This window comes from Streptacidiphilus sp. MAP5-3 (assembly GCF_041262505.1).
In the GTDB taxonomy this organism is placed as follows: Bacteria; Actinomycetota; Actinomycetes; order Streptomycetales; family Streptomycetaceae; genus Streptacidiphilus.
In genome coordinates this window covers 163,965-190,918 of sequence record NZ_JBGCCL010000005.1, presented here as the reverse complement: position 1 = coordinate 190,918, position 26,954 = coordinate 163,965, and the positions used below count along the sequence as shown (strand labels likewise).

The window sequence follows — 26,954 nt, the reverse complement described above, 5'->3', positions numbered from 1 at the left end:
GCCCTCAGACGCGCTTGACCCTCAGGCGCTCATGACCCTCAGGCGTGCTTGTAGGTGACGGTGACGTCGACCGACGTGAGTCCCTTGAGCATGTTGCCCTTGTTCCAGCCCAGGCCGAATCGGTCGCGGTCGATCTCGGTGTGTGCGGTCAGGGTGACCGAGTCCGGGCTGTGGCCGGTGACGGTGGCGGTGAGCGCCAGCGGTTCGGTGACCCCGTGGACGGTGAGGGTGCCGGTGACCGCCACCGTGCCGTCCGCCTGCGGGCGGGCCTCGGTGGCCCGGAAGACCAGCTCCGGGTGACGCTCGACCTCGAAGAAGTCCGAGTGGCGCAGGTGCTCGTCGCGCTTGGCGTTCTTGGTGTCCAGCGAGGCCGCGTCGATGGTCAGCGTGCCCGAGGCGGCGCCGTCGGCGGGTATCTCGCCCGCGCCGGAGAAGCCGGCGAACTGGCCCTTGACGGTGACCAGGCCCCACATCGTCTTGTGGCGGAACCGGATCTCGGAGGTGCCGGGCTCCAGTCGGTAGGTGCCGGCGGGCAACGCCTTCAGGGCGGCGGCGGCATTCGTTGCGCTGGTGGGGGTGGTGGCGGGCATCGGAGCAGTCCCTTCGCTGGATGGCTAGCCTCACCGGATACCTGGCCGAGTATTGGATAGCTGGATACTCAGTAGCTAGTTAGACAATAACTGGTTGCACGATAGCCAGTGTTGCTAATCTGTGCAAGAGCAGGTCGCTGACGAGGGAGGATGCGGGCGATGGCGGAGCGGAAGGTTCCGGACCACGACTCGGGCTGCCCCGGCGAGGCGGACCTCCGGCTGCTGGACCAGTGGAACACCCTCCAGTCCGGCTTCCGGCGCCTCACGGACGAGCTGCTCGCGGACGTCGACCGCCAGGCGGGCATAGCGCCCTCGGAGTTCCAGGTGCTCTGGTACCTGCTGACCTCGACGACCGAGCAGTCCGCACCGATGAACCAGCTCGCCGCGACGCTGAACTTCACCACCGCCGGCACCACCAAGGTCGCCGATCGGCTCAGCGAGGCAGGCCTGATCAGCCGTCAGCCGTCGCCCACCGACCGACGCGTGGTGCTCGCCGTGCTCACCGGGAAGGGCCAGGAGGTGGCCATGGCCGCCGCCCTGGCCCTGGCGGCGGCGCTGCGGGAGCGCGTGGTCGCGCCCATGGGCCCGGACGCGTTCGCGGCCCTGGCCGACCGGATGCGCGACCTCGACCCGAACCCGCCGCGGCCCTGCCGCTGACGGCTCTGCCGCCGGCGGGTCCGCGCAGTTGACGGGTTCGGGTCCAGGCCCGGGTCCGGGCCCGGTCGCGGCTCAGGCGGACAGCGGGCGCAGTGCGTCGGTCAGCTCCCGGACGATCCCGACGCCGTCCAGTGTCAGCACCGACTCCGGGTGGAACTGGAGGCCCGCGAAGCCGGGGCCGCGCAGTGCGTGGACGTCGCCGGTCAGCGGGTCGCGGCTCACCTCGATGCCGCGTGCGGCCAGTGCCTCCGCCGTGGCGTCGTCGCAGCGCGCGGTGAACGTGTTGTAGAAGCCGACCGTCTGCTCCCGGCCGAACAGCTCGATCCGCTCCTGCGCACCCTGGTACGGCGTCGCCTTCCGGTGCACGGAAAGGCCCAGTGCCGTGCAGAGGAGTTGGTGGCTGAGACAGACCGCGAGGAAGCCCTGCGGCCGTCCGGTGGCGACCAGTCGGGCGACCAGCGCGCGCATCGCGTTCATCTTCGGGTCGTCGTCGGCCGGGTCGCCGGGGCCCGGGCCGAGGACCAGTGGTCCGTCGTGCGCGGCCACCGCCTCCTCCAGCCCCGGTACGTCCCAGCGGCGGACGGTGACCCGGTGGCCGAGGGAGCGCAGCAGGTGGGCCAGCATCGAGGTGAAGGTGTCCTCGCCGTCGATGACCAGGGCGTGGCTCCCGGAACCCGAGTCAGTGGCATGCGTCTGCATGGTCAGCCAGAACGGCGAGAGGTTGGTCCGCCGTGCGTTCAGCGCCGTCTGGACCCGGTGGTTCTCCGCCAGCAGCGGCGCGGTCACGGACGCCGCGGATGCGCCCGCCCGTCGCGGACGGGCCGGCAGCGCGCCGATCGCGGCCAGCACGCCGGCTGCCTTGGCGTGCGTCTCGGCGACCTCCGACTCCGGGTCCGAGCGTCGGACCAGTGTCGCGCCGACCCGGACGGCCAGTCGGCCGGTCGCGGGGTCGATGTCCGCGGTGCGGATCAGGATCGGGGAGTCCAGGGTCTGGCCGCCGAGCGCGGTCCGGCCGATCAGGGCCAACGCCCCCGCGTAGTAGCCGCGTCCGGTGGGCTCGTGACGGCTGATCACCCGCGTCGCGTTCTCCACCGGGCTGCCGGTCACCGTGGCCGCGAACATGGTCTCGCGCAGCACCTCGCGCACGTCGAGCGAGGTGCGTCCGCGCAGCTCGTACTCGGTGTGCGCGAGCCGGGACATCTCCGTAAGGCGCGGCCCGAGCACCTGGCCGCCCAGGTCGCCTACGGTGCACATCATCTTCAGTTCCTCGTCCACGACCATGGTGAGCTCCTCGAGCTCCTTGGGGTCGTGCAGGAATGCCAGCAGCGAGTCGAGCGACGGGCCCTCGGCCGGATAGCGGTAGGTGCCGGAGATCGGGTTCATCACCACCGTCCCCGCGTTCTGCCGCACATGGACCTCGGGGCTGGCGCCCACCAGCACCCTGTCTCCCGTGTGCACGAGGAAGGTCCAGTACGCGCCGCGCTCCTGCTCCAGCAGCCGTCGGAACAGCGTCAGCGCCAGTCCGGGGGAGAAGCCGTCGAGCGTGCCGGTGAAGTCGCGGCGGATCACGAAGTTGGCGCCCTCGCCGCGGCCGATCTCGTCGGCGACCACCCGGCGCACGATCTCCGCGTAGGCGGCGTCGTCCACGTCGAAGCCGCCGTCGCGCAGTTCGACCCGCTGGTCCGGCAGTGCCGCCAGCGCCGCACGCACCTCTGCCAGCGGCAGGGCGTACGACTCGCGTACGCGCAGCGCCCGCAGCGGGGTGCCGTCGTCGTGGGCCTCGAAGCCGCGCTCGCGGATCTGGCGGTAGGGGACCAGCGCCAGCAGGTCGTGGACGGGTCGCCCGGACGCGGGCACCCCCTCCGGCAGCGGCAGCCCGGCCAGCGTGTCGTAGTCGCCGACCTCGCCGAGGAGCAGCTCGACCGTGTGGGGCGCGAGCCGCGGCGTGCGGCGGTGGAGCAGGGCGAACGGCTCGCCGCCCTCGGTCAGCCTGCGGATCAGCGAGGCGGACCGGGAGCTGGCGGGTGAGCTGGCGGGTGCGTTGCCGGGTGCATCGGTGCCGGTCACGAGGGGCCTTCCTGCCGGAGTCGGGTCGGGGGACCGCTCTCGGGGGAGGCTGCTCGCAGTCCGTCGTGAGACGGGAACGGCCGCCCCGAGGGGCGGCCGTGAAGTCTGCGTGGGTACGCGCGCTAGTGGGCCGCCTCGGGGACGGTCCACCACCAGGAGTAGGTGTGCGACTGCGTGTTCACGGGGGAGAGCCTAGCGGACACCGGCCGCGATCGGGGAGCGGGACGCGGTGCGCGCGTCCTGCGCGCGTCCTGTGTCCACCACGTGTCTCAGTAATCGGGCAGCGCGCCCGGATCGTCTGCGTGACCACGTAGCCTTGCTGCGTGACCGTGAACGTTGACACCCACGCCCAGGACTTCTCCTGGCTGTCCCTTCCCGCGGCGCAGCAGCCCGAATGGCCGGATTCCGAGGCTCTGCGCAACGTGCTTGCGGACCTCACCTCGTATCCGCCGCTCGTCTTCGCAGGCGAGTGCGACCAGCTGCGCGCCCGGCTCGGGGCCGTTGCGCGCGGCGAGGCGTTCCTGCTCCAGGGCGGCGACTGCGCCGAGGCCTTCGACGGCGTCTCCGCCGACCACATCCGCAACAAGCTCAAGACGCTGCTGCAGATGGCCGTCGTGCTGACCTACGCCGCCTCCGTGCCGGTGGTCAAGGTCGGCCGGATCGCCGGCCAGTACTCCAAGCCGCGCTCGAAGTCGACCGAGACCCGCGACGGGGTGACCCTGCCGGTCTACCGTGGCGACTCCGTCAACGGCTTCGACTTCACCCCCGAGTCCCGGATCCCGGACCCGGAGCGGCTGAAGCGGATGTACCACGCCTCCGCGTCCACACTGAACCTGGTCCGTGCGTTCACCACCGGTGGCTACGCCGACCTGCGCCAGGTCCACGCCTGGAACCAGGACTTCGTGCGCAACTCGCCCTCGGGCCAGCGCTACGAGCGCCTGGCCAAGGAGATCGACAACGCGCTCGCCTTCATGAACGCCTGCGGGGTGGACCCGGAGGAGTTCCGTACGGTCGAGTTCTTCTCCTCGCACGAGGCGCTGGTGCTCGACTACGAGTCGGCGCTGACCCGGGTCGACTCGCGTACCGGCAACCTGTACGACGTCTCCGGCCACATGGTCTGGATCGGCGAGCGCACCCGGCAGCTGGACCACGCGCACATCGAGTTCGCGTCCAAGATCCGCAACCCGCTCGGCGTCAAGCTCGGCCCGACCACCTCGGTGGACGACGCGCTGACGCTGATCGACCGGCTCGACCCGGACCGCGAGCCCGGCCGGCTCTCCTTCATCACCCGGATGGGCGCGGGCAAGGTCCGCGACCTGCTGCCCAACCTGGTCGAGAAGGTCACCGCGTCCGGCGCGCAGGTCGCCTGGATCTGCGACCCGATGCACGGCAACACCTTCGAGGCGGAGACCGGCCACAAGACGCGTCGCTTCGACGACGTGCTCGACGAGGTCAAGGGCTTCTTCGAGGTGCACCGCGCGCTCGGCACCCACCCGGGCGGCATCCACGTCGAGCTGACCGGCGACGACGTGACCGAGTGCGTCGGCGGCGGCGACGAGGTCTTCGTCGACGACCTGCACCAGCGCTACGAGACGGCCTGCGACCCGCGCCTCAACCGCAGCCAGTCGCTGGACCTGGCGTTCCTGGTCGCGGAGATGTACCGGGGGCAGTGAGCCGTTCATCTCCCCCTGTGTGACGTACGCCCCCTCGGTTTCGGCCGAGGGGGCCTTTTCGTTGCGGGAGGGCTCTGGGTAAGGTAAGCCTTAGCTCATTACGAGCGAGATCGAGCCCCCGTCCCTGGAGGATCCGCGATGTACGTGTGCGTGTGTCACGGCGTCACCGAGGACCGGGTGCGCGAGGAGATCGCGCAGGGCGCGAAGACGCCCCGCCAGGTCGCCAAGGGGTGCAAGGCGGGAACCGACTGCGGCTCCTGCGTCCGCCGGATCCAGGCGCTGCTCGGCCACGAGGGTGCCCGCCCGTGCCCGACAGCCCGCCTCGCGGCCAGGCTGGGCCTGCCGCTTCCCGGCATCGCAGCGGCTCCGGCCGCTGAAGCGGCCTAGCTCTCCGGCTGCTCGATCAGCTGCGCGAGGTAGAGCGGCTCGCCCAGCTTCTGCAGCAGTTCCAGCTGGGTGTCCAGATAGTCGATGTGGTGCTCCTCGTCGGCAAGGATGTCCTCGAAGATGTTGGCCGAGGTGACGTCGCCCTTGGCGCGCATCACCACGATCCCGCGCCGGAGCCGGTCGATGGCCTCGACCTCGATCTGCCGGTCGGCCTCGAACATCTCTCCGACCGTCTGGCCGATCCGCAGGTGGAAGAGGCGCTGGTAGTTGGGCAGCCCATCCAGGAAGAGGATCCGGTCGGTCAGCACCTCGGCGTGCTTCATCTCGTCGATGGACTCCGAGCGGGTGAACCGGGCGAGCTTCGTCCAGCCGAAGTTCTCCTGCATCTTGTAGTGCAGGAAGTACTGGTTGATGGCGGTCAGTTCGGCGGTGAGCTGCTCGTTGAGGAACTCGATGACCTCGGGGTCGCCCTGCATGGCCGCGCCCTTTCTCTGGCTGTCTCTGGTGGTTCGTCCGGTTTGCTTCCGGTTTCGAGGCATGGTTCCACTCGGCCACCCGTGAATCCAGCAAGGTCACACTCACCACGCCGAGCCCACCCCGAGCCCGCGCCGACCCTCCGGGACGGGCCACTGGCTGGATCTGTCACCATTGAGCCATGGGTCAGTCCGAAAACGAGCAGGCCGCAGCGTTGGAGGCCCAGTACGGACTGCCCCCGGGGCAGCGGCTCCAGCGTGGGTGGCCGGTGCTCCACTACGGCCCGATTCCCCGCTTCAAGCCGGCCACGTGGGAGTTCCAGATCTTCGGGGCCACTGCCGACGGCGCCAAGCACAGTTGGACCTTCGAGCAGTTCACCACGCTGCCGCGCACGGAGGTCGTGGCCGATTTCCACTGCGTGACCCGGTTCTCCATGCTGGACAACCGCTGGGGCGGCATCGCCACCTCCACGCTGCTCGACCTGGTCCCGCCCGCCCCCGGTGTCACCCACGTCATGGTCTGGGCCGAGTACGGCTTCAGCTCCAACCTCCGGCTCGCCGACTTCGCGGCGACCACGTCGGTGTTCGCCACCCACCGCAACGACGAGCCGCTGACCGTCGAACACGGCTTCCCGGTCCGGCTGGTCGTCCCGCAGCTCTACGCGTGGAAGGGGCCCAAGTGGGTTCGCGCGGTGGAGTACATGACCGCGGACCGGCGCGGCTTCTGGGAGGAGCGCGGCTACCACAACCTCGGCGACCCCTGGCGCGAACAGCGCTACACCTACCAGGAGGGACCCGGCGACGGTCCGGAGCTCTGAGCTCGGCAGACGCGGCGCTAACCAGTTGCTCACGCCTGGCCGCGCCGGAAGGATCGGCGCATGGAACACCCTGCTGAGATCCTGCGCCATGACCGCGTCGTGCTCCGCCGGTGGCGGAACGTCGACGCCGACATCGAGCGGCTGACCCTGATCGGCCTGGAGGCGCAGGAGCGCCTGAAGCCGTGGATGCCGTGGGCGGCCACCCACTCGCGCGAGAGCGTGGTCGAGTACCTGACCGCTGCGGACCAGGGCTGGGCGAAGGGCGAGGCGTACAACTACGCCATCATGGGCGACGGCCCGAACAGCCTGCCCGTCGGGTCGACGTCGATGATGCGGCGGATCGGGCCGGGCGGGTTCGAGATCGGGTACTGGATCCACCAGGACTGGAGCGGGCAGGGTCTGGTGACCATGGCCGCCGCCGCGCAGGCCGCCGCGGCGTTCGCGCTGGTGGGGACGGACCGCGTCGAGATCCACCACGACAGTGAGAACCACGCCAGCGGCGCGGTCCCGGCGCGGCTCGGTTTCACCGAGGTGGACCGGCATCCGGACGAGGGCCGGATCGAGGTGGTCTGGCGGATCGTCCGCGCGGATGCCGAGCGGCAGCCCTGGTGGGGCGTCAGCTGACCGGGGTGGCAGCGGCAGTGGTGGTGGCGGCGGTGCCGGAGCCCGGCCACGGGCCCGGCACCGCGCCGACCGGCTGCACCGTGGTCTCGGTGCGGACCAGTTCGAAGCCGCGGGCCCGGTAGTTGCCCAGTGCCGCCGGGCCGTCCAGGGAGCAGGTGTGGACGGTGACGCGCCGGGTGGGCGGCAGCGCGAGGTGACGGTCCGCCAGGTCCCAGGCGCGGCGCAGCCCGACGTCGAGCAGGTGGCCGCCGAGGCCCCGGCCGATGAAGGCGGGCAGCAGACCGAAGTAGGCCACCTCGACCTCGCCCGCACGCTCCTCCCGGTGCGGCTCCAACTGGACGTAACCGGCGGGCGTGCCGGAGACCCAGGCCACCCACGTCTCCAGGCCGTCCTTGGCCAGCCAGTCGGCCCACCGCCGGTAGTCCCAGCCGAGGCGGTCGGTCCAGTGCCAGGCCCCGCCGACGGCGGTGTAGAGGAACCGGGCGAACTCCGGGCCGATCAGCTCGGCCCGGACCACCGTCAGGTCCAGCCCCTCCGGCGCGGGCACCGGCGTGGCGGGGAGCGCGTCGGGGGAGGGCTGGGCCAGGTGCCAGGTGGTCACCTCGGTTGCGGTCACGGCACGTTCCTCGAAGCAGGGATCACGGGGATCACAGAGATCACAGAGATCACGGAAATCAGTAGAGCCAGATGGTGACGGTGCTGCCCAGCGCGGCCTGGCTGTTGCCGCCCGGCGTCTCGCTGCGGACGGTCGGGCTGCCGAAGAGCGTGAAGCCGAGCGAGCGGACCTTGAACCGGGCCTGCTTGAGCGTCTTCGTCGCGTCCTTCTCGGTCATCCCGGTGACGTCCGGGACAGTCACCTGTTGCTGTCCCTTGGACATGGTCAGCGTGATGGTCGCGCCCTGCGCGGCCTGACCGGCGGGCGGGTTCATCGTGGCGACCGTGCCGGCCTGCTGGTCGGAGTAGACCTGGGTCGGGTTCAGCGCGACCTGGAACCCGGCGGACTGGAGGTCCGAGGTGGCCTGGTCCAGCGTCTCGCCGGTCACGTCCGGCAGCGGCACCGGCTGGGCGCCGCTGCTGACGACCAGGGTGACCACGGTCTGCGGCGCGACCTGCTGGCCCGCCGCCGGGCTGGTGCTGATCACCGCGCCCGCCGGGACGGTCGAGTTGGTCTGCTGCTGTTGTTGACCGGAGACGGCCAGCCCCGCCTGCTGCAGCGCGGCCGTCGCGTCGGCTACGGACTTGCCCGCCACCGACGGGACGGTCGGCCGCTGCGGGCCCTTGGAGACGTCCACGGTCACGTCGGAGTCCTTGCGGACGCGTGTGCCGGGGCCCGGATTCGTGCTGATCACCGTGCCCTTGGGGACGCTGCCGCTGAAGTCCTGGGTGAGCGAGACGGTGAAACCGTCGTGCTCCAGGGTCTGCACCGCCTGCGGCTGCGGCACCCGCAGCACGCTCGGCATCTGCGTGTAGAGGCCGCCGTTGAGCGCCCAGGTCAGCCCGGCCACCAGCAGCGCGAGGACCACGACCACGCCGGTGGGCAGCACCCAGCGCGGTCGGCGGACGCCCCGCTGACGGCGGGTCAGCGCCACTGGCGGCGGCTCGGGCCGTTCGCGGCGCGGCATCACCAGGTCGGCCGGGAGCTGCTGCAGCATCGCCGGGTCCATGACCGAGGTCCGCTCGACCGGCGGCGGGAGCAGCGTGCTGGCCGACCCGGGCCCCGATGCCGAGGGCCCCGACGCCGACGGTCGCGTTGCGGCAAGAGGCTCGGCGTCCAGCTGATCGGCCGTCATCTCACGGCGCACCCGCTGGAGTTCGGCCAGCAGCTCGACCGCGTCGGCGGGCCGACCGGACGCGTCGCGCGCGGTCGCCGCCTGCGTTATGGCGTCGAGCTGCGGCGCGAGGCCGGGGACCAGCTCGGACGGCGGCGGCACGTCGACGCTCAGGTGCTGGAAGATCACCTGCATCGGGCTCTCGCCGGTGTGCGGCTTGGAGCCGGTCAGCATCTCGTAGAGCATCACGCCGCAGGCGTAGACGTCGGTGCGCGGGTCGGCAGCGCCGCGCTCGATCTGCTCGGGCGCGAGGTAGGAGACGGTGCCCATCACCTGCTGGGTGGTGGCCGCGGTCTGGCCGTTGACGGCCCGGACCAGGCCGAAGTCGGCGACCTTGACCCGGCCGTCCTCGGTCAGCAGCACGTTCTCCGGCTTGACGTCGCGGTGCACCAGACCGGCCCGGTGCGCGGCGCCGAGCGCGGCCAGCACGGGCTCCAGGATGTCCAGCGTGGTGCGCGGGCTCAGCGCGCCGCGGTCCCGCAGCAGGTCGCGCAGGGTCCAGCCGGGCACGAACTCCATCGCCAGGAAGACCGCGGGCGGCATCGCCGTGTGGTCCTCGCCCTGGTCGTAGACGCCGACGACGTTCGGGTGGGAGAGCCGGGCGACGGCCTTGGCCTCGCGGATGAACCGCTGGACGAAGTCGGGGTCGGCGGCGAAACCCGGGTGCATCACCTTCAGGGCGACGACCCGGTCGAGCCTGGTGTCCACACCCCGGTAGACGGTGGCCATCCCGCCGACGGCGACGCGCTGCTCGACCCGGTACCGGCCGTCGAGCATGCGCCCGAGAAGGGGGTCCTGCAGCGTTGCGTCCATCCCACGGAGTGTACGGGGCAGGGGTGTGCCGCTCCGCACGGCCGAGCTCTCCGTCGCTGAAAAGTGAGAGTCCGAGGACACTACGGTGACGAACCGGTCCGGGGTGCTCGGGTCAGAACGCGGGAGCCTCTGGGTCGAAGGCGGCGCGGCCGTCCATCGGGGAGGACGCCTCGGCGTGGAACCGCTTCGGGATCCGTCCCGCCCGGTACGCCAATCGTCCGGATTCGACCGCTTTACGCATCGCCTCGGCCATCAGCGCGGGCTCCTGGGCCCGGGTCACCGCCGTTGCCAGCATCACAGCCGCGCAGCCCAGCTCCATGGCGAACGCCGCGTCCGACGCGGTGCCCGCGCCCGCGTCCAGGACCACCGGGACGCCCGCCTGCTCGACGATCAGCTGGAAGTTGTGCGGGTTGCGGATGCCCAGCCCCGAGCCGATCGGCGAACCCAGCGGCATGACGGCGGCGCAGCCGACATCCTCCAGCTTGCGGGCCAGCACCGGATCGTCGTTGGTGTAGGGGAGGACCACGAAGCCGTCGTCGACCAGGGTCTCGGCGGCGTCCAGCAGTTCGACCGGGTCGGGCAGCAGGGTGCGCTCGTCGGCGACCACTTCCAGTTTGATCCAGTTCGTCCCCAGCGCCTCGTGGGCCAGACGGGCGGTCAGCACCGCCTCCCCGGCGGTGAAGCAGCCGGCGGTGTTGGGCAGGACGTCGATGCCGCAGCGCTGCAGCACCTCCAGCACCGAGCCGCGCGCGGACGGGTTGATCCGGCGCATCGCCACGGTGGTCAGCTCGGTCCCGGAGACGCGCAGGGCGTTCTCCAGCACCTCCAGGCTGGGCGCGCCGCCGGTGCCCATGATCAGGCGGGACGAGAAGGAACGGTCGGCGATGGTGAGCAGGTCGTCAGCCATGACGGTGTCAGCCTCCCTGGACTGCGGTGAGGATCTCGACCCGGTCGGCGTCGGCCAGCGCCGTCGCGTCCCAGGCGCTGCGCGGCACCACGGCCTCGTTGACGGCGGCGGCCACGCCGCTCGGCGCGGCGCTGAGCTGGGCCACGACCTCCGCGAGCGACGTCCCGGACGCCACCTCGCGGGGCTCGCCGTTGACGGTGAGTCGGATCTGAGCAGGCACGCCAAGCGGGGCGGTCATCGGGAGGTCTCCAGCACGGGGCGGTGAGCGGCGAAGCGCTCGGGGGTGAAGGGCGCGGCCTCGGGCGGCAGGCTGCCGGTGGTCAGCAGCGTGGCGATCGCGTCGCCGGTGACCGGGGTCAGCAGCACGCCGTTGCGGTAGTGGCCGGTCGCCGCGATCAGGTCGGGCAGCGCGGTCGGGCCGAGCAGCGGGGCGTTGTCGGGGGTGCCGGGCCGCAGCCCGGCGTTGGTCTCGGCGAGCGGCAGCTCGGTGATGCCGGGCAGCAGTTCGCGGGCGTCGCGCAGCAGCTCGTGGACGCCGCCCGCGGTGACGGTGGTGTCGAAGCCCTGCTCCTCGCTGGTCGCGCCGAGGACGAGTTCGCCGTTCTCGCGCGGGACGACGTAGATGTGGCAGCCGCGGACCACGGCGCGGACGTTGCGAGAGAGGAACGGCATCGGCAGCGGGCCCTGGACGGTCTCCATCCGCAGCCGCAGCACCTGGCCCTTGACCGGCCGCACCGGCAGCCGTGCCTCCGGCGGCAGACCGGGCAGCTCGCCGGACCAGCTCCCGGCGGCCAGGACGGTCCGCCCGGCGGAGATCCGGGTGCCGTCCTCGGCGACCGCGCCGGCGGCGCGGTTGTCGGCCACGGTGAGCCTCGCCGCGCGGGACCGGTGCAGGGTGACGCCCGCGCGCTCGCAGGCGGCGACCAGCGCCGCGCCGAGGCGGCGGCCGTCGACCTGGTGGTCCTCGGCGACCAGCGTCCCGCCGCGCACGTCGGGGGCGAGCATCGGCTCCAGCCGGCGGCACTCGCGGCCGGTCAGCCACTCGGTGGCGAGGCCCAGCCGCTGCTGGAACGCGTGCACCTCGCGCAGCTCGGCGCGGTCGTCGGCGTCGAGGGCGACGGCCAGGGTGCCGCAGCGGCGGTAGCCGGTGTCGAGACCGCCGCTGGCCTCGGTCAGCTCGGCGACGAAGTCGGCGTAGCGGGTGTTGGACGCGATGCCGAGCCGGAGCAGCGGCTCCTCGCCGTACTGGAGCTCGGTCACCGGGGCCAGCATCCCCGCCGCGACCTGGTTCGCGCCGTGACCGGGATCGGGGTCCAGCACCGTGACGGAGAGGCCACGCTGCGCCGTCCGCCAGGCCACGGCCAGCCCGATGATGCCGCCGCCGACGACCAGGACGTCGGTGCTGCTGTCGGACGTTCGATCGACATGCTCGCGCGTCATTGTTCCTGCGCTCCCTTCGCCGGCATGACCCGGATCAGGTTCGGACGGTCGGAGGCGCCCCAGCCTCCCTCTCAGCCCGGTGCTCCGGGCTCCCGTGTCTACTTCACGCTTCACTCTATACAGTGGCGCAATGGCTGTAGTGATCGTCGGGGCCGGGATGGCCGGCGTGCAGACCGCGGTGGCCTTGCGCGCGCAGGGGTACACCGACCGGCTGACCCTGCTGGGGGCTGAACCGCACCCGCCGTACGACCGTCCACCGCTCTCCAAGGACGTGCTGCTGGGCAAGGTCGCCGACTCCCGCTTCGAGGTGGACTTCGCGGGCCTCGGCATCGACCTGGCGCTGAGCCGCCGCGCGCTCTCCCTGGACGCTGACGCGCACCTGCTGCGCACCGACACGGGCGACCTCTCCTACGACCGCCTGGTGCTGGCCACCGGCGCGGCCCCGATCTCACTCCCGGGACAGCCGGAGTCCGCCTTCCTGCTGCGCACCCAGGACGACGCGGTCGCGCTCAAGGCCGCGCTCCGGCCGGGCGCGCGGGTGGCCGTCGTCGGCGCGGGCTGGATCGGCGCGGAGGCGGCGACCGTCGCCCGGCAGTTGGGCTGCGAGGTCACCGTCGTCGAGGCCGCGCCCTCCCCGCTGGCCGGCGCACTGCCGACCGAGCTGGGGGAGCGGACCCGCGCCTGGTACGCGGAGGCGGGCGTCCGCCTGCTGACCGGCGCCGCCGTGAGCGGCATCCTGCCGGGCGGACTCCACCTGACCGACGGCCAGGAGATCGAGGCCGACGCGGTCGTGGTCGGCATCGGTGCCCGACCGGAGACCGGCTGGCTGGACGGCTCCGGCGTGGCCCTGGACGACCGCGGCGCGGTCGCGGCGGACGAGCGGCTGCGGGCCGGTGGTGTGGCGGACGTCTTCGCTGTCGGCGACTGCGTCTCGTTCCCGTCCCGGCGCTACGGACGGCGGCTGACGGTCCATCACTGGGACAACGCCATGCAGGGCGCACGCGTGGTGGCCGCCAACGTGCTCGGCGGCGAAAGCCTGTACAACCCCGTGCCGTACTTCTGGTCCGAGCAGTTCGGGCGGATGGTGCAGGTTGCCGGCGTGTGGAGCGGCGGCGACGAACAGATCTCGCGCGGCGACGACACGGTGCTGTGGGTGCGCGACGGACGACTGGTCGCGGTCTTCGCGGTGGACCGCCCGCGCGATCTGGCGCAGGGCCGGAAGCTGATCGACGCGGGCGCGGTGCTCGATCTGGCCAGGGTGGCGGACCCGGCGGTACCGCTCAAGTCCGCCGTCGCCTGAGGCGCCGGGCGCCGGGCGCTGCGGGGGCGCGGGGAGCGCGGGCGGGATCAGACGGGAAGGCGGGTCAGACCACCCGGCGGTTGCCCGGCGCGGTGTCCTCGTCACCCAGCGGGCGACCGGCGAGCAATGCCAGCGGAGCCAGCGCCAGCGTCGGCAGCACGACGGCCAGCGCGGCGAGCGTCGTCGGCGAGGTGGTCCACTCCAGGACGCAGACGCCTGCCAGGACCACGGCGATCAGCGCATAACGCATGCTCAGGGCTCCTCGAACTCCTTTGCGTGCACTTCCTTCGTGTGCACAGTCACCAGCAGTATGCCCGACCCGTCCACGCGGGCCGCGGCGGGCCGCGCGGACGGGGTGTTCCCCGTGGCCGCCGGGTGGTCATATCGTGTTCGTGACGACCGTCGCACAGCAGCGATTCACCTCACGGGGAGGCCACCCAGATGAGCCCGTTCCGAGGATCCGTCCCGTTCACCGAGGAGTGGCGCCACTTCCGGCTCAGCCGCGACGAGTCGGGCATGCTCACCGTCACCCTCGACCGCCCGGACAAGCTCAACGCGCTGACCTTCGAGTCCTACGCGGACCTGCGTGACCTGCTGGCCGAGATCCCGCAGCGCGGCGACACCCGGGCGATCCTGCTGCGCGGCGAGGGCCGCGCGTTCTGCTCCGGCGGTGACGTCAACGAGATCATCGGCGCGACCCTGGCGATGCGGCCCGACGAGCTGCTCGACTTCACCCGGATGACCGGCCAGGTGGTCCGCGCCATGCGCGAGTGCCCGGTGCCGATCGTCGCCGCCGTCCACGGGATCGCCGCAGGCGCGGGCTCGGTACTGGCGCTGGCCGCCGACTTCCGGGTGGTGGCCAGGTCCGCCCGGTTCGCCTTCCTCTTCACCAAGGTCGGCCTGGCGGGCGCGGACATGGGCGCGGCCTACCTGCTGCCCCGGCTGGTCGGCCTCGGCCACGCCACCAAGCTGCTGATGCTCGGCGACACCATCGACTCCGCCACCGCCGACCGGTACGGCCTGGTCAGCGAGCTGGTCGACGACGAGGAGCTGGACGCCGCCGCAGGTGCCCTGGCCCGACGCCTGGCCGAGGGCCCCGCCTTCGCGCTGGCGCAGACCAAGGCGCTGCTCACCCAGGAGCTCGACATGAGCCTGGCCGCCTCCGTCGAGCTGGAGGCGATGACCCAGGCGCTGCTGATGAAGAGCGCGGACTACGCCGAGTTCCACGCCGCGTTCACCGGCAAGCGCCCGCCCAAGTGGCAGGGACGTTGACGCGGGGCCGCTGACAGCGCATAGCGTTCTCGTTACGATGGACAAAAGAGCAGTACAAGCAGGAGCAGGGAGGCGGCCGTGCGGATCGCGGTGATCGGGGGCGGGCCCGGTGGGCTCTACTTCGCGTCGTTGGTCAAGCAGCAGGACCCGGCGCACGAGGTGACCGTCTGGGAGCGCAACGCCCCCGGCGACACCTTCGGCTTCGGCGTCGTCCTGTCCGACGAGACCCTCGGCGGCATCGAGGACGCCGACCCGGCGCTCTACGCCGACCTGGCGTCGGGCTTCGCCCGCTGGGACGACATCGACGTCCACCTGCCCAGCGGCCAGGTGGTCACCTCCGGCGGGCACGGCTTCGCCGCGACCAGCCGTCGCCGCCTGCTCGACGTGCTCCAGCAGCGCTGCCGCGACCTCGGCGTCGACCTGCGCTTCCGCACCGAGGCCCCGCCCGCCGCCGACCTCGCCCGCAGCCACGACCTGGTCGTCGCGGCCGACGGCGTCCGCTCCCGCACCAGGACGGCGGCCGAGGAGGTCTTCCGCCCCCGGCTGGACGCCCGGCACTGCCGGTACATCTGGCTCGGCACCGACCTGGTCTTCGACGCCTTCCAGTTCCAGGTGCTGCGCACCGAGCACGGCGTGATGCAGCTGCACGGCTATCCGTACTCGGACGAGGGCAGCACTGTCATCGTCGAGATGCGCGAGGACGTCTGGCGTCGGGCCGGGCTGGACACGCTGGACGAGCAGGAGTCCATCGCGGCCTGCGAGAAGCACTTCGCCGAGCTGCTCCAGGGCCACGCGCTGCGCGGCAACGACTCGCGCTGGATCGCCTTCACCACCGTCCGCAACGCAGTCTGGCACGACGGCAACACCGTGCTGCTCGGCGACGCCGCGCACACCGCGCACTTCTCCATCGGCTCCGGCACCAAGCTCGCCATGGAGGACGCCCTGGCGCTGGCCGCGAGCCTGCGCGACGGCGCGCGGGACGGCCGGTCGGTCCAGGAGGCGCTGGCCGCGTACGAGGCGGAGCGGCGACCGGTCGTCGCGTCCACCCAGCGTGCGGCGCAGGCCAGCCTGGAGTGGTTCGAGAACCTGGAGCAGTACCTGGACCAGCCCGACTGGCAGCTGGGTTTCAACCTGCTCACCCGCAGCCGCCGGATCACCTACGACAACCTCCGGCTCCGCGACCCCGGCTATGTCGCCTCGTTGGAGGCCGAGTTCGCCGAGGCGGGCACCCCGCCGATGTTCACCCCGTTCCGGCTGCGCGGGCTGTCGCTGCGCAACCGGGTCGTGGTCTCGCCGATGGACATGTACTCCGCGCAGGACGGCCTCCCCGGCGACTTCCACCTGGTCCACCTGGGCTCGCGCGCGCTGGGCGGGGCCGGGTTGGTGATGACGGAGATGGTCTGCGTCGCCCCGGACGCCCGGATCACGCTGGGCTGCACCGGCCTCTGGAACGACGAGCAGCAGGCGGGTTGGGCGCGGATCGTCGACTTCGTCCACGGCCGCAGCGGCGCGGCGATCGGCCTCCAGCTGGGCCACGCGGGCCGCAAGGGCGCGACCCGGCTGATGTGGGAGGGCATGGACGACCCGCTGGAGCCGGAGAAGGCCTGGCCGGTCGTCGGCCCGTCGGCACTGCCGTACCGGACGGGGGTCAGCCAGGTCCCTGCGGAGTTGACGCACGATCAGTTGGACGAGATCCTCGGTCGCTTTGTCGACTCGGCGCGGCGCGGTGCGCAGGCGGGTTTCGACCTGCTCGAACTCCACTGCGCGCACGGCTATCTGCTGTCGTCGTTCCTCTCGCCGTTGACCAACCGCAGGAGTGACGAGTTCGGTGGCTCGGTCGAGGCCCGGCTGCGCTGGCCGCTGCGCGTCTTCGACGCGATGCGGGCGGTCTGGCCGGAGGACCGCCCGATGACGGTCCGCATCTCCGCCACGGACTGGGCGGCAGGCGGCAACGACGTCACCGAGGCGGTCACCATCGCCCGCGCCTTCGCCGAGCACGGCGCGGATGCCATGGACGTCTCCACCGGCCAGGTCGTCTCGGAGGAGCGGCCCGCCTACGGGCGGTCGTACCAGACCCCGTTCGCGGACGCGATCCGCAACCAGGTCGGCGTACCGGTGCTGGCCGTGGGCGCGGTGTCGTCCTGGGACGACGTCAACTCCCTGCTGCTCGCCGGCCGCGCGGACCTGGTCGCCCTCGGACGCCCGCACCTGTACGACCCGGCGTGGACGTTGCACGCGGCGGCGGAGCAGGAGTGGACGGGCGCCGGTGTGGACTGGCCGATCCAGTACGCCGCGGGCAGCAGGCGCCCGCAGACCGGCCGGAGGCTGTAGTTGCAGCACGCTGGGGGCCCGGGGAACTGCGCGAGAAACCACTCTGTGCGGATGGCCCCGCTCGTTCGGTGCTCTACCCGGGTGGGTGGCTTGTCGCGCAGTTCCCCGCGCCCCTGAGGTAGTGCAGCCTCAGCTGTTGCCGATCGTCTCCCGAACGAAGTCCCGAGACGCGTCCCGCAACCTTGCGTCCAGCTCCTGGAACACCCGAGCCGCCCGCTGCCCCGGCCACCCCGCCGGAAGCAACTCCATCGGCAAACCGGGATCCAGATACGGCAGCCGCCGCCAACTGTCCACCGCACGCAGGTGATCCGCGAATGCCTCCGGCAGGGACACCGGTCCGCGTCGGCGGTTCCACCGGGTCAGCACCGGCTCGTGGACCTCCAGGAACTCCTCGTGGCACCGCGCCAGAGCGGGGAGGTCCCACCAGCGGGCGACGGCCTCCCGCGTCGGCTCGAAAGCCAGGTGCTCGGCACGGAACAGGTCCGTGTACTCCGCGAGCTTCAGTCGCGTGAGCACGTGCCGGGTCTCCTCGAACAGCTGGGCAGGGGCGATCCAGACCCCCGGCGCCGCCGTTCCGTACCCCAGCCGGGCCAGCCGGGAGCGCAGCAGGTGCCGCTTCTGGCGCTCGCTCTCCGGCACGGAGAACAGCGCCAGCACCCACCCGTCCGCGAGCCGTGAGCCCCGCGACGCGTAGATGCGGCGGTCGCCGTCGGCGAGCAGCTCGCTCGCTGACTCCGACAGCGCGTACCCGGCGACGCCGCCCAGCGGTTCCGGCGTCAGGAACCCCCGCCGCTTGAGCCGCGACACGGCGGACCGCACCGCCTGCGCGTCCACGCCCACCGCGGCCAGCAGGCGGATCAGGTCGCCGACGGCGATCCAGCCGCCGAGGTCGCGGCCGTGCGCTCCGAAGAAGGTGACGAGCAGCGAGCCCGGCGTGTGCTCGCGCGCGGACCCGGTGTCGTCGTCAGTCGTCATACGGTCACTTTAGAGATCTAGAGATCCGGTCCGCGCAGGCGGAACCGCTGGAGCTTGCCGGTGGGGGTGCGCGGCAGCGTCTCGCGGAACTCGACGGCGCGCGGGTACTTGTAGGCACTGATGGTGGACTTCACGAAGTCCTGCAACGTCTTCACCGTGCCCTCGTCCGCGGGGACGCCGTCCGCCAGCACCACGAAGGCCGTGACTATCTGGCCGCGCTTCTCGTCCGGGACGCCGATGACCGCCGCCTCCCGCACGTCCGGGTGACGCAGCAGCGCCTCCTCGACCTCGGGACCGGCGATGTTGTAGCCCGCCGAGATGATCATGTCGTCGGCGCGGGCCTGGTAGTGGAACCGGCCCTCGGCGTCGCGGACGTAGGTGTCGCCGGTCAGGTTCCAGCCGTCGTGGACGTAGGCGTGCTGGCGCGGGTCGTCCAGGTAGCGGCAGCCGGTCGGGCCCTGGACGGCCAGCAGGCCGGGGGTGCCGTCGGGCGCCTCCGCGCCGGTCGCCGCGTCGACCACGCGGGCGCGGAAGCCGGGCACGGCCACGCCGGTGACGCCGGGTCGGGCGTCCTCGTCGGCGGCGGAGATGAAGATGTGCAGCATCTCCGTCGCGCCGATGCCGTTGATCAGCGGCAGCCCGGTCCGGTCGTACCAGGCCCGCCAGGTCGCGGCGGGCAGGTTCTCCCCGGCGGAGACGCAGCGGCGCAACGACGAGAGGTCCGTGTGGTCGGCTCCCTCCAGCAGCGCGCGGTAGGCCGTCGGGGCGGTGAAGAGCACGCTGACCCGGTGGCGTTCGATCGCGGCGGGCAGCGTCTTCGGCGACGGCTGCTCCAGCAGCAGCGCGGAGGCCCCGACCCGCATCGGGAAGATCACCAGCCCACCGAGCCCGAAGGTGAAGCCGAGCGGCGGCGTCCCGGCGAACACGTCGTCGGGCTCGGGCCGCAGCACGTGCGCGGAGAAGGTGTCGGCAATGGCCAGGACGTCGCGGTGGAAGTGCATGCAGCCCTTGGGGCGGCCGGTGGTGCCGGAGGTGAAGGCGATCAGCGCGACGTCGTCGGCGGAGGTGTCGACGGCGGGGAAGGGCGCGTCCGGCTGCGCGGCGGCGAGCGTCAGCAGGTCGTCGGGGCCGTCGCCGCCGTAGGGGGTGATCCGCAGTCCGTCCGGGCCTGCGGCCTCCAGCTCCTCCAACACGCGGGCGTCGCAGAGCGCGTGGCTGACCTGGGCGATCTCGATCATCGTCGCCAGCTCGGTACGACGCTGCGCGGCCAGCACGGTGACGGCGACCGCGCCGGCCTTCATGACGGCCAGCCAGCAGGCCACCAGCCAGGGCGTGGTGGCGCCGCGGAGCAGTACCCGGTTGCCGGGAACGATGCCGAGGTCCTCGGTCAGGGCCCGGGCGATCCGGTCGGTCCGGACGCGCAGTTCACCGTAGCTCCAGACCTCGCCGTCCTCGGTGCGCAGGCAGGGCCGCTCGGGGCCGAGCGCGGCGACGGTGGCGTCGAGCAGTTCCGCGCCGCAGTTGAGCCGGTCGGGATAGTGCAGCTCCGGCAGGTCGAAGCGGAGCTCCGGCCACGCGTCGGTGGGCGGGAGATGGTCGCGCGCGAAGGTGTCGACGTGCGCGGAGGGGAGCAGGTGCATGGCGGGTGGTTCCCCCTCACCGGCTGACGGAAGGTCCCGGGACCGGATGGGCCGGGTGGGCCAGGTGGCTCGATCCGGATTCAGGCTAGCGCGTTGGTGACGGCAGTCAACCATCCGCGATATGAATGGGGGGAGGGGTGACCCGGTCAGGAGGGAGCGCGCGATGACGACGACGGCGTTCGCGCTGGACAAGGGCCAGCGTGAGTTCTGCGGCTGGGTGCGGTCGGTCGCCGCCGAGCGGCTGCTGCCGCTCGCGCACGGCACGGCCGCGGGCGAAGCGGGGGGCGTGAACCGCCCGCTGCTGGAGGAGATGGGACGGCTCGGCCTGTTGGCCCGGCTCTTCCCGGGCGTCGGGCAGACGGGAGCGGCCGAGGGCGCCGAGGACGGCGGCGGCCTGCGGCAGGCCGCCGCGTTGGACCTGTGCCTGCTGCGCGAGTCGCTCGCACAGGTCTGCACCGAGGCGGAGACCGCCCTCGCGCTCCAGGGGCTCGGCGCCTACCCGGTGCTGCAGAGCGGCACCGAGGCGCAGATCGCGCGCTGGCTGCCGGAGGTCGCCGCCGGGCGGGCCGTGGCCGCGTTCGCGCTCTCCGAGCCGGGCGCGGGTTCGGACGCGGGCGCGCTGGCTCTGGCAGCCGAGCCGCAGGAGGCCGGCGGCTGGCTGCTGGGTGGCGAGAAGTGCTGGATCTCCAACGCGCCCGAGGCCGACTTCTACACCGTCTTCGCCCGCACCGGCCCGCAGTCCGGCCCCCAGTCGGGCGCGCGTGGCGTCACGGCGTTCCTGGTCCCGGCGGACCGTCCGGGGCTGACCGGTGAGCGGCTGGACATGATCTCGCCGCATCCGATCGGCCGTCTTGTCTTCGACGGTGTCCCGGTCGGTCCGGAGGACGTGCTCGGCGAGGTCGGTCGCGGCTTCCGGGTGGCCATGCGCACGCTCGACCTGTTCCGTCCCAGCGTCGGCGCGTTCGCCGTCGGCATGGCCCAGGCAGCGCTGGACGCGACGGTCGCCCATGCGGGCAGCCGCCAGGCCTTCGGTGGTCCGCTGCGCGACCTGCAGGCCGTCGGCCACCGGCTCGCCGAGATGGCCACCCGCACCGAGGCCGCCCGCCTCCTGGTCCTCTCCGCTGCCGGCGCCTACGACGCGCAGCAGGCCGACGAGGGCGGTGACGGCGCGCGGGTCACCGGCCTTTCCGGGCCGACCGGTCGGGCCGCGATGGCCAAGCTGTTCGCCACTGAGGCGGCGCAGTACGTCGTCGACTCGGCGGTCCAGATCCACGGCGCGCGGGCGCTGCAACGCGGCCACCTGCTGGAGCAGCTCTACCGCGAGGTCCGCGCACCCCGGATCTACGAGGGCGCGTCCGAGGTGCAGCTGTCGATCATCGCCCGGGAGCTCTACGCATGAGCGTCAGTCAGGTCAGTGGGACCAGCCGGATCTGCGTCGTCACCGGCGGCAGCCGGGGCATCGGCGCCGCCGTCGCCGCCGACCTCTCCGCCGCCGGTCACCGCGTCGTCCTGGCCGCACGTGACGCGGAAGCGCTGGAGCACGCGGCCAAGGCGCTGCCGGGCCCGGCGCTGACCGTCCCTCTCGACCTGACCGCGCCCGGTGCGGCCGACGAGCTCTTCGGACGGGTCGAGGCGGAGTGGGGCCCGGCCGAGGTGCTGGTCTGCGCGGCCGGCGCGGGCGCCTCGGCGAAGCTGACCGAGACGACGGACGAGCTGTGGGAGGCCCAGCTCGCGCTGAACCTGACCGCGCCGTTCCGCTGCCTGCGCCGCGCGTTGCCGCCGATGCGCGCGGCGGGCTGGGGACGGGGCGTGGTGGTCGCCTCGACGGCGGCTAAGGTGGGCGCCCCCTACGTCGCCGCCTACACCGCCGCCAAGCACGGCGTGCTGGGCCTGGTCCGCTCGGCCGCGGCGGAGCTGGCCGGGAGCGGAGTGACCGTCAACGCCGTCTGCCCCGGCTATGTGGACACGCCCATGACCGACGCGACGGTCGCCGCGATCGTCGCCCGCACCGGCCGCACCGAGGACGAGGCCCGCGCCGCGCTGGCCCGGATGCAGCCGATCGGGCGGCTGATCCGCCCGGGGGAGGTCGCCGCCGTGGTCCGGCTGCTGCTGGAGCAGGAGGCCCTCAACGGCCAGGCAGTCACCGTCGACGGAGGAGGAGTCCAGTCATGACGCTGCATCGGATCAACCCGCCCGAGCTGGCCCCGGCCAGCGGCTTCAGTCACGCGGTCACGGCGACCGGCGGCACGCTGGTCTTCCTGGCCGGCCAGACCGCGCTGGACGAGCACGGCGCGATCGTCGGCAAGGACATCGTCGAGCAGTTCGACCAGGCCCTCGCCAACCTGCTCACCGCGCTGACGGCGGCGGGTGGCAGAGCAGAGCAGTTGGCCCGGCTGACGGTCTACACGACCGACCCGGAGGAGTACCGCACGCACGCCGCCGAGATCGGCCACATCTGGCGGGCACGCGCCGGGCGCGACTACCCGGCGATGGCGCTGATCGGGATCCTCCGCCTCTGGGACGCCCCGGCTCTGGTCGAGCTGGAGGGCATCGCCGTGCTGGACTGAGCGGCAGCGGTGGCCCCGAAGGAGGCGGGCAGGAGGCCGGCAGGCGGCGGGACGCGACGATTCCCGAGGCCCTGGGTGTGCGTTCCGGGCTGCGGAGATGGCAGTCTGTTGACGTGAGTGAGATTGATCCGAAGATCGACGCGTTGATTCCGGCCTGGCTCTACCTCCCCGACATCTCGGAGAAGTGGGGCATCGAGGTCACCAAGGTCCGCAACATGGTCACCGACGGCACGCTCCTGGCGGTCCGCCGCGGCGAGAACAACGCCCTTCAGGTCCCGGCCGCGTTCGTCGGTGAGGACGGGCCTGTCAAGGGCATCGTCGGCACGTTGACGGTGCTGAAGGACTGCGGGTTCACCAAGGAGGAGGCCCTGGAGTGGCTCTTCACCGATGACCCGACCCTCCCCGGCACCCCCGCCCAGGCCCTGAACGAGAATCGCGGCACGGAGGTCAAGCGCCGGGCCCAGGCGATGGCTCTGTGAGCGCGGTTCGTCCCGCACGGGAAGCCCTGGCCGACGCCCGGCTCTACCTCTGCACGGACGCCCGGCGGGAGCAGGGCGACCTGGCGGAGTTCCTCGACGCGGTGCTGGCCGGTGGCGTCGACATCGTCCAGCTCCGCGACAAGGGCCTGGAGGCGAAGCAGGAGCTGGAAGCCCTGGAGGTCTTCGCGGCGGCGTGCGAGCGGCACGGCAGGCTGCTGTCGGTCAACGACCGCGCGGACGTCGCCTTCGGCGTCCGCCCGGACGTGCTGCACCTGGGCCAGGACGACCTCCCGGTGCGGATCGCCCGCGAGATCCTCGGCGACGACATCGTCATCGGCCGCTCCTGCCACGCGGAGTCGGAGGTCGACACCGCGCTGACCGAGCCCGGCATCGACTACTTCTGCACCGGCCCGGTCTGGCCCACCCCGACGAAGCCGGGCCGCTTCGCCCCGGGCCTCGGCCTGGTCGAGTACGCGGCGAAGCAGACCACGGACCGTCCGTGGTTCGCCATCGGCGGCATCGACGAGTCCACCCTCGACCAGGTCCTGGACGCGGGCGCCCGCCGCATCGTCGTTGTGCGAGCGCTCACCGCGTCCGCGGACCCGTTCGCGGCAGCGCAGTCGCTGGCGCGGCGGGTGCGCGAACGCGAGCGCGACTGAGGACTCCTTGGCATACGGGGGAGTTGCAAACGTCAGGGGCGCGGGGAACTGCGCGACAAGCCACCCCGTGTGGTGGGTCCCTGAATCAGCAGGGCCATTCGCACAGGGTGGTTCCTCGCGCAGTTCCCCGCGCCCCTGAGGCAAGTGCAACGACCTGCGGGAGCGGACGGTCAATGTCTGCGTTGGTGACCCGCGCAGTTCCTCGCGCCCCTGGTTAGTGCCTGCGCGCAGTCGCCGCCTCGGCGAGGTGGTGGAGGACAGCCCGAGCCTTCGGCTCGGTGATCGGGGCCGCTTCGAGCGCCGTGAGAGCGTCCTCGCGGAGCGCGGCGATACGCGCCTCCACGCGCGCGGGCGCGCCGGAGCGGGTGACCAGGTCGCGGAGGCGTTCGAGGTCGGCCGCGTCGAGGCCGGGCGCGCCCAGGTGGTCGTCGAGGAAGCGCGCGTCCGCCGCGCCCAGCGCGGCGGTCGCCTCGGCGATGAGCAGGGTGCGCTTGCCCTCGCGGAGGTCGTCCCCGGCGGGCTTTCCGGTGACCGCCGGGTCGCCGTAGACGCCGAGCAGGTCGTCGCGGAGCTGGAACGCCTCGCCCAGCGGGAGGCCGAACGCCGCGTACGCGGCGACCAGCTCGGCCGGGGCGTCCGCCAGCAGGCCGCCGATCTGGAGCGGGCGCTGCACCGTGTACTTCGCGGACTTGTAGTGGATCACCGTGCGGGCCCGCTCCACCGGCGGCGTCGCCTCGGTCCAGGCCGCGGCGGGTTCGAGCATGTCGAGGTACTGACCCGCCATGACCTCGGTCCGCATCAGGTCGAAGAGCGGCTTCGCGCGCCGCACCGCGTCCCGCGGCAGTCCACAGTCGCCGAAGAGCGCGTCGCACCAGACCAGCAGCAGGTCGCCGACCAGGACCGCCGCCGCGCCGCCGTACTGCCCGGCGTCGCCGCGCCAGCCCTCGGCGTCGTGCAGCGCCTCGAAGCGGCGGTGGACGGAGGGGAGGCCGCGGCGGGTGTCGCTGCGGTCCATCAGGTCGTCGTGGACGAGGGCACTGGCCTGGAGCAGCTCCAGGGCCGCCGCCGCGGCCACCGCGCCCGGCTCGTCCGGTGAGCCGCCCGCGCCGCGCCAGCCCCAGTAGCAGAAGGCGGCGCGCAGGCGCTTGCCGCCGCCGGTGACGAAGTCGCGGACGGTGGTGCAGACGGGGGAGAGCTGCGGCGAGATCGCCAGCAGGGTCCGCTCCTGGTCGCCGACGAAGTCACAGAGCGCCCGGTCGACCCGCTCCCGCAGCCACTCCTCGTCCACAGGGTTGCCGACGGACGCCGACGAGGGGACGGACGAAGCGATTGACACCGAGGACTCCGAGCGGTACGGGGACCAAAAGCGTAACGCCCCGGTGGCTCCGGACGTCCGAGCGGGGTCCGTACCGTGTCCGTCCCGCTCACCTGGGTGTCCGCGCAGGTGTCCCAGCAGATGGACAACTGTCCCACTCCTTGTCCAAAGGATGGATAACCTACGGGTATGGCTCTCGGAACCCCCAGTACCCGCCCCGACCGCGCGGTCTCCATCCGCGACCTGTTGGCGTCCGGGGCCAAGTCCTACTCGTTCGAGTTCATGCCGCCGCGGACGCTCGAGGCGGAGGCCGGTCTGTGGAAGGCGATCCGCAGGCTGGAGGCGCTGTCGCCGACCTTCGTCTGCGTCACCTACGGCGCGGGCGGCTCGACCCGGGGCCGCACGATCAACATCACCGGCCGCATCGCCGCCGAGACCACGCTGACCCCGGTGGCCCACCTGACCGCTGTCGAGCACACCGTGGCGGAGCTGCGCAACATCCTCGGCCACTACGCGGACCAGGGCGTCCGCAACGTGCTTGCGCTGCGCGGCGACCCGCCGGGCGACCCGCTGGGCGAGTGGGTGTCGCACCCGCAGGGCGTCGACTACGCGTCCGAACTGGTCGAGTTGATCAAGGAGTCGGGTGACTTCTGCGTCGGCGTCGCCGCGTTCCCCGAGCGGCATCCGCGGTCGGAGAACTGGGACGACGACATCCGCCACTTCGTGGCCAAGGTGCGCGCGGGCGCGGACTACGCGCTCACCCAGATGTTCTTCGACGTCGACTTCTACCTGCGCTTCCGGGACCGGGTCGCCGCGGCCGGATGCGAGGTACCGATCATTCCGGAGATCATGCCGGTCACCAGCGTCCGCTCGCTCCGTCGGATCCCGACGCTGAGCACCGCGTGGTTCCCGCCGCAGCTGGCCGAGCGGATGCTCGCGCACGAGGACGACCCGGCGGCGGTCCGGGCGATCGGGATCGACTACGCGACCCAGATGTGCCGCCGCCTGCTCGACGAGGGCACTCCGGGGCTGCATTTCATGACGATGAACTTCTCCAACGTGACCTCTGAGATCTACCAGAACCTCGGCCTGACCCCGCACGCCTGACTCGTTTGTTGACGCTCGTCTCACCTTTACCCGGTACGGTGGCTCCACCCGTCCGCCGGGCGGGAGAGACGGTGGGAGAAGCCGTGGGCCTGACCGCGTTGTATGCCGCGTTCGCGGTGGTCGCCCTGTGGTTGGTGGGCGAGCTGCTGCTGCAGCGCCGTGCGCCGCTGCCCTGGCGGGCCGTCGCGCTGCTCGGATTCCTGGCACTGGTCGGCGGAGTGGCCGGTGGCTCGCTCCCGCTGATCGGTGTGGGCGTGCTCGGCTTCGGCGCCGGGCAGTTCCTGGCCTCGCGCGCGGTCAAGGCGGGCGGTGGGGCGTACTGGGTGCTGGTGCAGCCGGAGCGGGTCCCGGTCGTCGGACGTCTCTTCGGCGGTGGCGGTGCGGGCGGCGACGCCGGTGCGGAGCCGTCGGAGCGGGTCGTGGTGGGCGAGGTGGGCCCGATCGAGGACGTCGAACCGCTGCCGACCGGCGACCCGGGCGGCATGGGCGCCGAGCCGGTGATCGCGACCGCCGAGGACAGCGTCTACTTCGGCCCCGGCGACGAGCTGTCGCAGGACCAGCAGGGGTACTACGCGTACTCGCCCGAGCAGTCGGTCCCCTATGCGGAGTACACGCCCGAGTACGCCCCCGAACACGCGCCGGTGTACGCGCAGTACGACGCGTACGCGACCGCCGCGGATCCGACGCAGCAGCAGACGTACGCGGGAGCGGACCACGCCTCCTACGCGCAGTACGGCTCGTACGAGCAGCAGCAGACGTACCCCGACTACAGCCAGCAGCAGGCCGCGCAGCCGCAGTACGAGCAGTCGCAGTACGACCCGTACGGCGGGTACGCCCAGGGCAGCGGCGAGTATGCGCAACCCGCCGACTACGGGAACTACACGGGCTACACGGCGGACCCCTACGCGCAGTACCCACCACAACCGGCTGCTCAGCAGTACCCGGAGTACTCCGCCGAACCGGGTGCCTACCCGCAGCAGCCGGACTACACGTACCCCTACCCCGAAGAGCACCTCCAGGGCTGAGCTCCA

27 protein-coding genes and 1 riboswitch are annotated in these 26,954 nt (G+C 72.3%); of the genes, 15 read left to right on the top strand and 12 right to left on the bottom strand.

Translation table 11 applies throughout. The annotated features are described in order from the left end of the window. Positions 1-38: 38 nt before the first annotated feature. Positions 39-590, bottom strand: a complete 552-nt coding sequence (locus ABH928_RS10960) for a YceI family protein (protein ID WP_370064751.1) — start codon at positions 588-590, stop codon at positions 39-41. 159 nt (positions 591-749) lie between these two features. On the opposite strand from ABH928_RS10960, the gene ABH928_RS10955 reads away from it, so the two are divergent. After that, positions 750-1,247, top strand: coding sequence for a MarR family winged helix-turn-helix transcriptional regulator (locus ABH928_RS10955; RefSeq protein WP_370064749.1), 498 nt, complete (start codon positions 750-752; stop codon positions 1,245-1,247). A gap of 72 nt (positions 1,248-1,319) precedes the next feature. On the opposite strand, the gene ABH928_RS10950 is transcribed toward ABH928_RS10955, so the two are convergent. Next, complete coding sequence (locus tag ABH928_RS10950) at positions 1,320-3,314, bottom strand: anthranilate synthase family protein (RefSeq protein WP_370064747.1); 1,995 nt, start codon at positions 3,312-3,314, stop codon at positions 1,320-1,322. A 323-nt stretch (positions 3,315-3,637) separates the two neighbouring features. On the opposite strand from ABH928_RS10950, the gene ABH928_RS10945 reads away from it, so the two are divergent. Together ABH928_RS10945 and ABH928_RS10940 are read left to right on the top strand one after the other, a co-directional pair. Next, positions 3,638-4,987, top strand: a complete 1,350-nt coding sequence (locus ABH928_RS10945; protein WP_370064745.1) for a class II 3-deoxy-7-phosphoheptulonate synthase — start codon at positions 3,638-3,640, stop codon at positions 4,985-4,987. A 138-nt stretch (positions 4,988-5,125) separates the two neighbouring features. Continuing rightward, the gene (locus tag ABH928_RS10940) at positions 5,126-5,374 is read left to right on the top strand and encodes a bacterioferritin-associated ferredoxin (protein ID WP_370064743.1); all 249 of its coding nucleotides are present in this window, start codon (positions 5,126-5,128) and stop codon (positions 5,372-5,374) included. Here ABH928_RS10940 and bfr read toward each other — a convergent pair. Further along, entirely contained in the window at positions 5,371-5,850 is a 480-nt protein-coding gene (gene bfr, locus ABH928_RS10935) for a bacterioferritin (RefSeq protein WP_370064741.1), read from the bottom strand. The genes ABH928_RS10940 and bfr overlap by 4 nt on opposite strands. A 179-nt stretch (positions 5,851-6,029) precedes the next feature. On the opposite strand from bfr, the gene ABH928_RS10930 reads away from it, so the two are divergent. After that, entirely contained in the window at positions 6,030-6,665 is a 636-nt protein-coding gene (locus ABH928_RS10930) for a sulfite oxidase-like oxidoreductase (protein ID WP_370064739.1), read from the top strand. Positions 6,666-6,725: 60 nt separating this feature from the next. Further along, positions 6,726-7,289 (top strand): GNAT family N-acetyltransferase, encoded by a 564-nt coding sequence (locus ABH928_RS10925; RefSeq protein WP_370064737.1) that lies wholly within the window; start codon positions 6,726-6,728, stop codon positions 7,287-7,289. Here ABH928_RS10925 and ABH928_RS10920 read toward each other — a convergent pair. The 5 genes from ABH928_RS10920 to thiO all read right to left on the bottom strand — a co-directional run bounded on the left by ABH928_RS10920 (position 7,282) and on the right by thiO (position 12,278). After that, entirely contained in the window at positions 7,282-7,905 is a 624-nt protein-coding gene (locus ABH928_RS10920) for a GNAT family N-acetyltransferase (protein WP_370064735.1), read from the bottom strand. The genes ABH928_RS10925 and ABH928_RS10920 overlap by 8 nt on opposite strands. Positions 7,906-7,963: 58 nt before the next feature. Beyond that, a complete protein-coding gene (pknB, locus tag ABH928_RS10915; protein WP_370064733.1) occupies positions 7,964-9,931 on the bottom strand; it encodes a Stk1 family PASTA domain-containing Ser/Thr kinase in 1,968 nt (655 codons plus the stop codon). A gap of 112 nt (positions 9,932-10,043) precedes the next feature. Further along, complete coding sequence (locus ABH928_RS10910; RefSeq protein ID WP_370064731.1) at positions 10,044-10,838, bottom strand: thiazole synthase; 795 nt, start codon at positions 10,836-10,838, stop codon at positions 10,044-10,046. A 7-nt stretch (positions 10,839-10,845) separates the two neighbouring features. Then, positions 10,846-11,076 carry a sulfur carrier protein ThiS gene (thiS, locus tag ABH928_RS10905; RefSeq protein ID WP_370064729.1) on the bottom strand — a complete coding sequence of 77 codons (231 nt, stop codon included), beginning with the start codon at positions 11,074-11,076 and terminating at the stop codon, positions 10,846-10,848. Next, complete coding sequence (gene thiO, locus ABH928_RS10900) at positions 11,073-12,278, bottom strand: glycine oxidase ThiO (protein ID WP_370064727.1); 1,206 nt, start codon at positions 12,276-12,278, stop codon at positions 11,073-11,075. Before thiO ends, thiS begins: the two co-directional genes overlap by 4 nt. Continuing rightward, a riboswitch (TPP riboswitch) is annotated at positions 12,273-12,384 on the bottom strand. (Overlaps the previous gene by 6 nt.) A 24-nt stretch (positions 12,385-12,408) precedes the next feature. On the opposite strand from thiO, the gene ABH928_RS10895 reads away from it, so the two are divergent. After that, a complete protein-coding gene (locus tag ABH928_RS10895) occupies positions 12,409-13,578 on the top strand; it encodes an NAD(P)/FAD-dependent oxidoreductase (protein ID WP_370064725.1) in 1,170 nt (389 codons plus the stop codon). Positions 13,579-13,642: 64 nt separating this feature from the next. On the opposite strand, the gene ABH928_RS10890 is transcribed toward ABH928_RS10895, so the two are convergent. Further along, the gene (locus tag ABH928_RS10890) at positions 13,643-13,828 is read right to left on the bottom strand and encodes a hypothetical protein (RefSeq protein ID WP_370064723.1); all 186 of its coding nucleotides are present in this window, start codon (positions 13,826-13,828) and stop codon (positions 13,643-13,645) included. Positions 13,829-14,019: 191 nt separating this feature from the next. On the opposite strand from ABH928_RS10890, the gene ABH928_RS10885 reads away from it, so the two are divergent. Together ABH928_RS10885 and ABH928_RS10880 are read left to right on the top strand one after the other, a co-directional pair. After that, positions 14,020-14,850: an enoyl-CoA hydratase family protein gene (locus tag ABH928_RS10885; protein ID WP_370064721.1), complete on the top strand. Its 831-nt coding sequence runs from the start codon at positions 14,020-14,022 to the stop codon at positions 14,848-14,850. 78 nt (positions 14,851-14,928) lie between these two features. Next, positions 14,929-17,181 carry a bifunctional salicylyl-CoA 5-hydroxylase/oxidoreductase gene (locus tag ABH928_RS10880; RefSeq protein ID WP_370064719.1) on the top strand — a complete coding sequence of 751 codons (2,253 nt, stop codon included), beginning with the start codon at positions 14,929-14,931 and terminating at the stop codon, positions 17,179-17,181. 129 nt (positions 17,182-17,310) lie between these two features. On the opposite strand, the gene ABH928_RS10875 is transcribed toward ABH928_RS10880, so the two are convergent. After that, the gene (locus ABH928_RS10875) at positions 17,311-18,156 is read right to left on the bottom strand and encodes a PaaX family transcriptional regulator C-terminal domain-containing protein (RefSeq protein ID WP_370064717.1); all 846 of its coding nucleotides are present in this window, start codon (positions 18,154-18,156) and stop codon (positions 17,311-17,313) included. A gap of 17 nt (positions 18,157-18,173) precedes the next feature. After that, positions 18,174-19,796, bottom strand: a complete 1,623-nt coding sequence (locus ABH928_RS10870) for an AMP-binding protein (RefSeq protein WP_370064715.1) — start codon at positions 19,794-19,796, stop codon at positions 18,174-18,176. 163 nt (positions 19,797-19,959) lie between these two features. Here ABH928_RS10870 and ABH928_RS10865 point away from each other — a divergent pair, with 163 nt between their 5' ends. From ABH928_RS10865 to thiE, 5 genes are all read left to right on the top strand, one after another. After that, a complete protein-coding gene (locus ABH928_RS10865) occupies positions 19,960-21,195 on the top strand; it encodes an acyl-CoA dehydrogenase family protein (protein ID WP_370064713.1) in 1,236 nt (411 codons plus the stop codon). Further along, complete coding sequence (locus ABH928_RS10860; RefSeq protein ID WP_370064711.1) at positions 21,192-21,968, top strand: SDR family NAD(P)-dependent oxidoreductase; 777 nt, start codon at positions 21,192-21,194, stop codon at positions 21,966-21,968. The genes ABH928_RS10865 and ABH928_RS10860 overlap by 4 nt, the downstream gene beginning before the upstream one ends. Continuing rightward, complete coding sequence (locus ABH928_RS10855; RefSeq protein ID WP_370064709.1) at positions 21,965-22,363, top strand: RidA family protein; 399 nt, start codon at positions 21,965-21,967, stop codon at positions 22,361-22,363. The genes ABH928_RS10860 and ABH928_RS10855 overlap by 4 nt, the downstream gene beginning before the upstream one ends. Positions 22,364-22,476: 113 nt before the next feature. Beyond that, complete coding sequence (locus tag ABH928_RS10850) at positions 22,477-22,842, top strand: Rv2175c family DNA-binding protein (RefSeq protein WP_370064707.1); 366 nt, start codon at positions 22,477-22,479, stop codon at positions 22,840-22,842. After that, the gene (gene thiE, locus ABH928_RS10845; protein ID WP_370064705.1) at positions 22,839-23,501 is read left to right on the top strand and encodes a thiamine phosphate synthase; all 663 of its coding nucleotides are present in this window, start codon (positions 22,839-22,841) and stop codon (positions 23,499-23,501) included. Before ABH928_RS10850 ends, thiE begins: the two co-directional genes overlap by 4 nt. 214 nt (positions 23,502-23,715) lie before the next feature. On the opposite strand, the gene ABH928_RS10840 is transcribed toward thiE, so the two are convergent. Then, the gene (locus ABH928_RS10840) at positions 23,716-24,837 is read right to left on the bottom strand and encodes a polyprenyl synthetase family protein (protein ID WP_370064703.1); all 1,122 of its coding nucleotides are present in this window, start codon (positions 24,835-24,837) and stop codon (positions 23,716-23,718) included. A 168-nt stretch (positions 24,838-25,005) separates the two neighbouring features. Between ABH928_RS10840 and metF the strand changes: the two genes are divergently transcribed. Together metF and ABH928_RS10830 are read left to right on the top strand one after the other, a co-directional pair. Then, positions 25,006-25,923 carry a methylenetetrahydrofolate reductase [NAD(P)H] gene (gene metF / locus ABH928_RS10835; RefSeq protein WP_370064701.1) on the top strand — a complete coding sequence of 306 codons (918 nt, stop codon included), beginning with the start codon at positions 25,006-25,008 and terminating at the stop codon, positions 25,921-25,923. Between the two features lie 71 nt (positions 25,924-25,994). Beyond that, a complete protein-coding gene (locus ABH928_RS10830; protein WP_370064699.1) occupies positions 25,995-26,948 on the top strand; it encodes a hypothetical protein in 954 nt (317 codons plus the stop codon). Positions 26,949-26,954 lie beyond the last annotated feature (6 nt).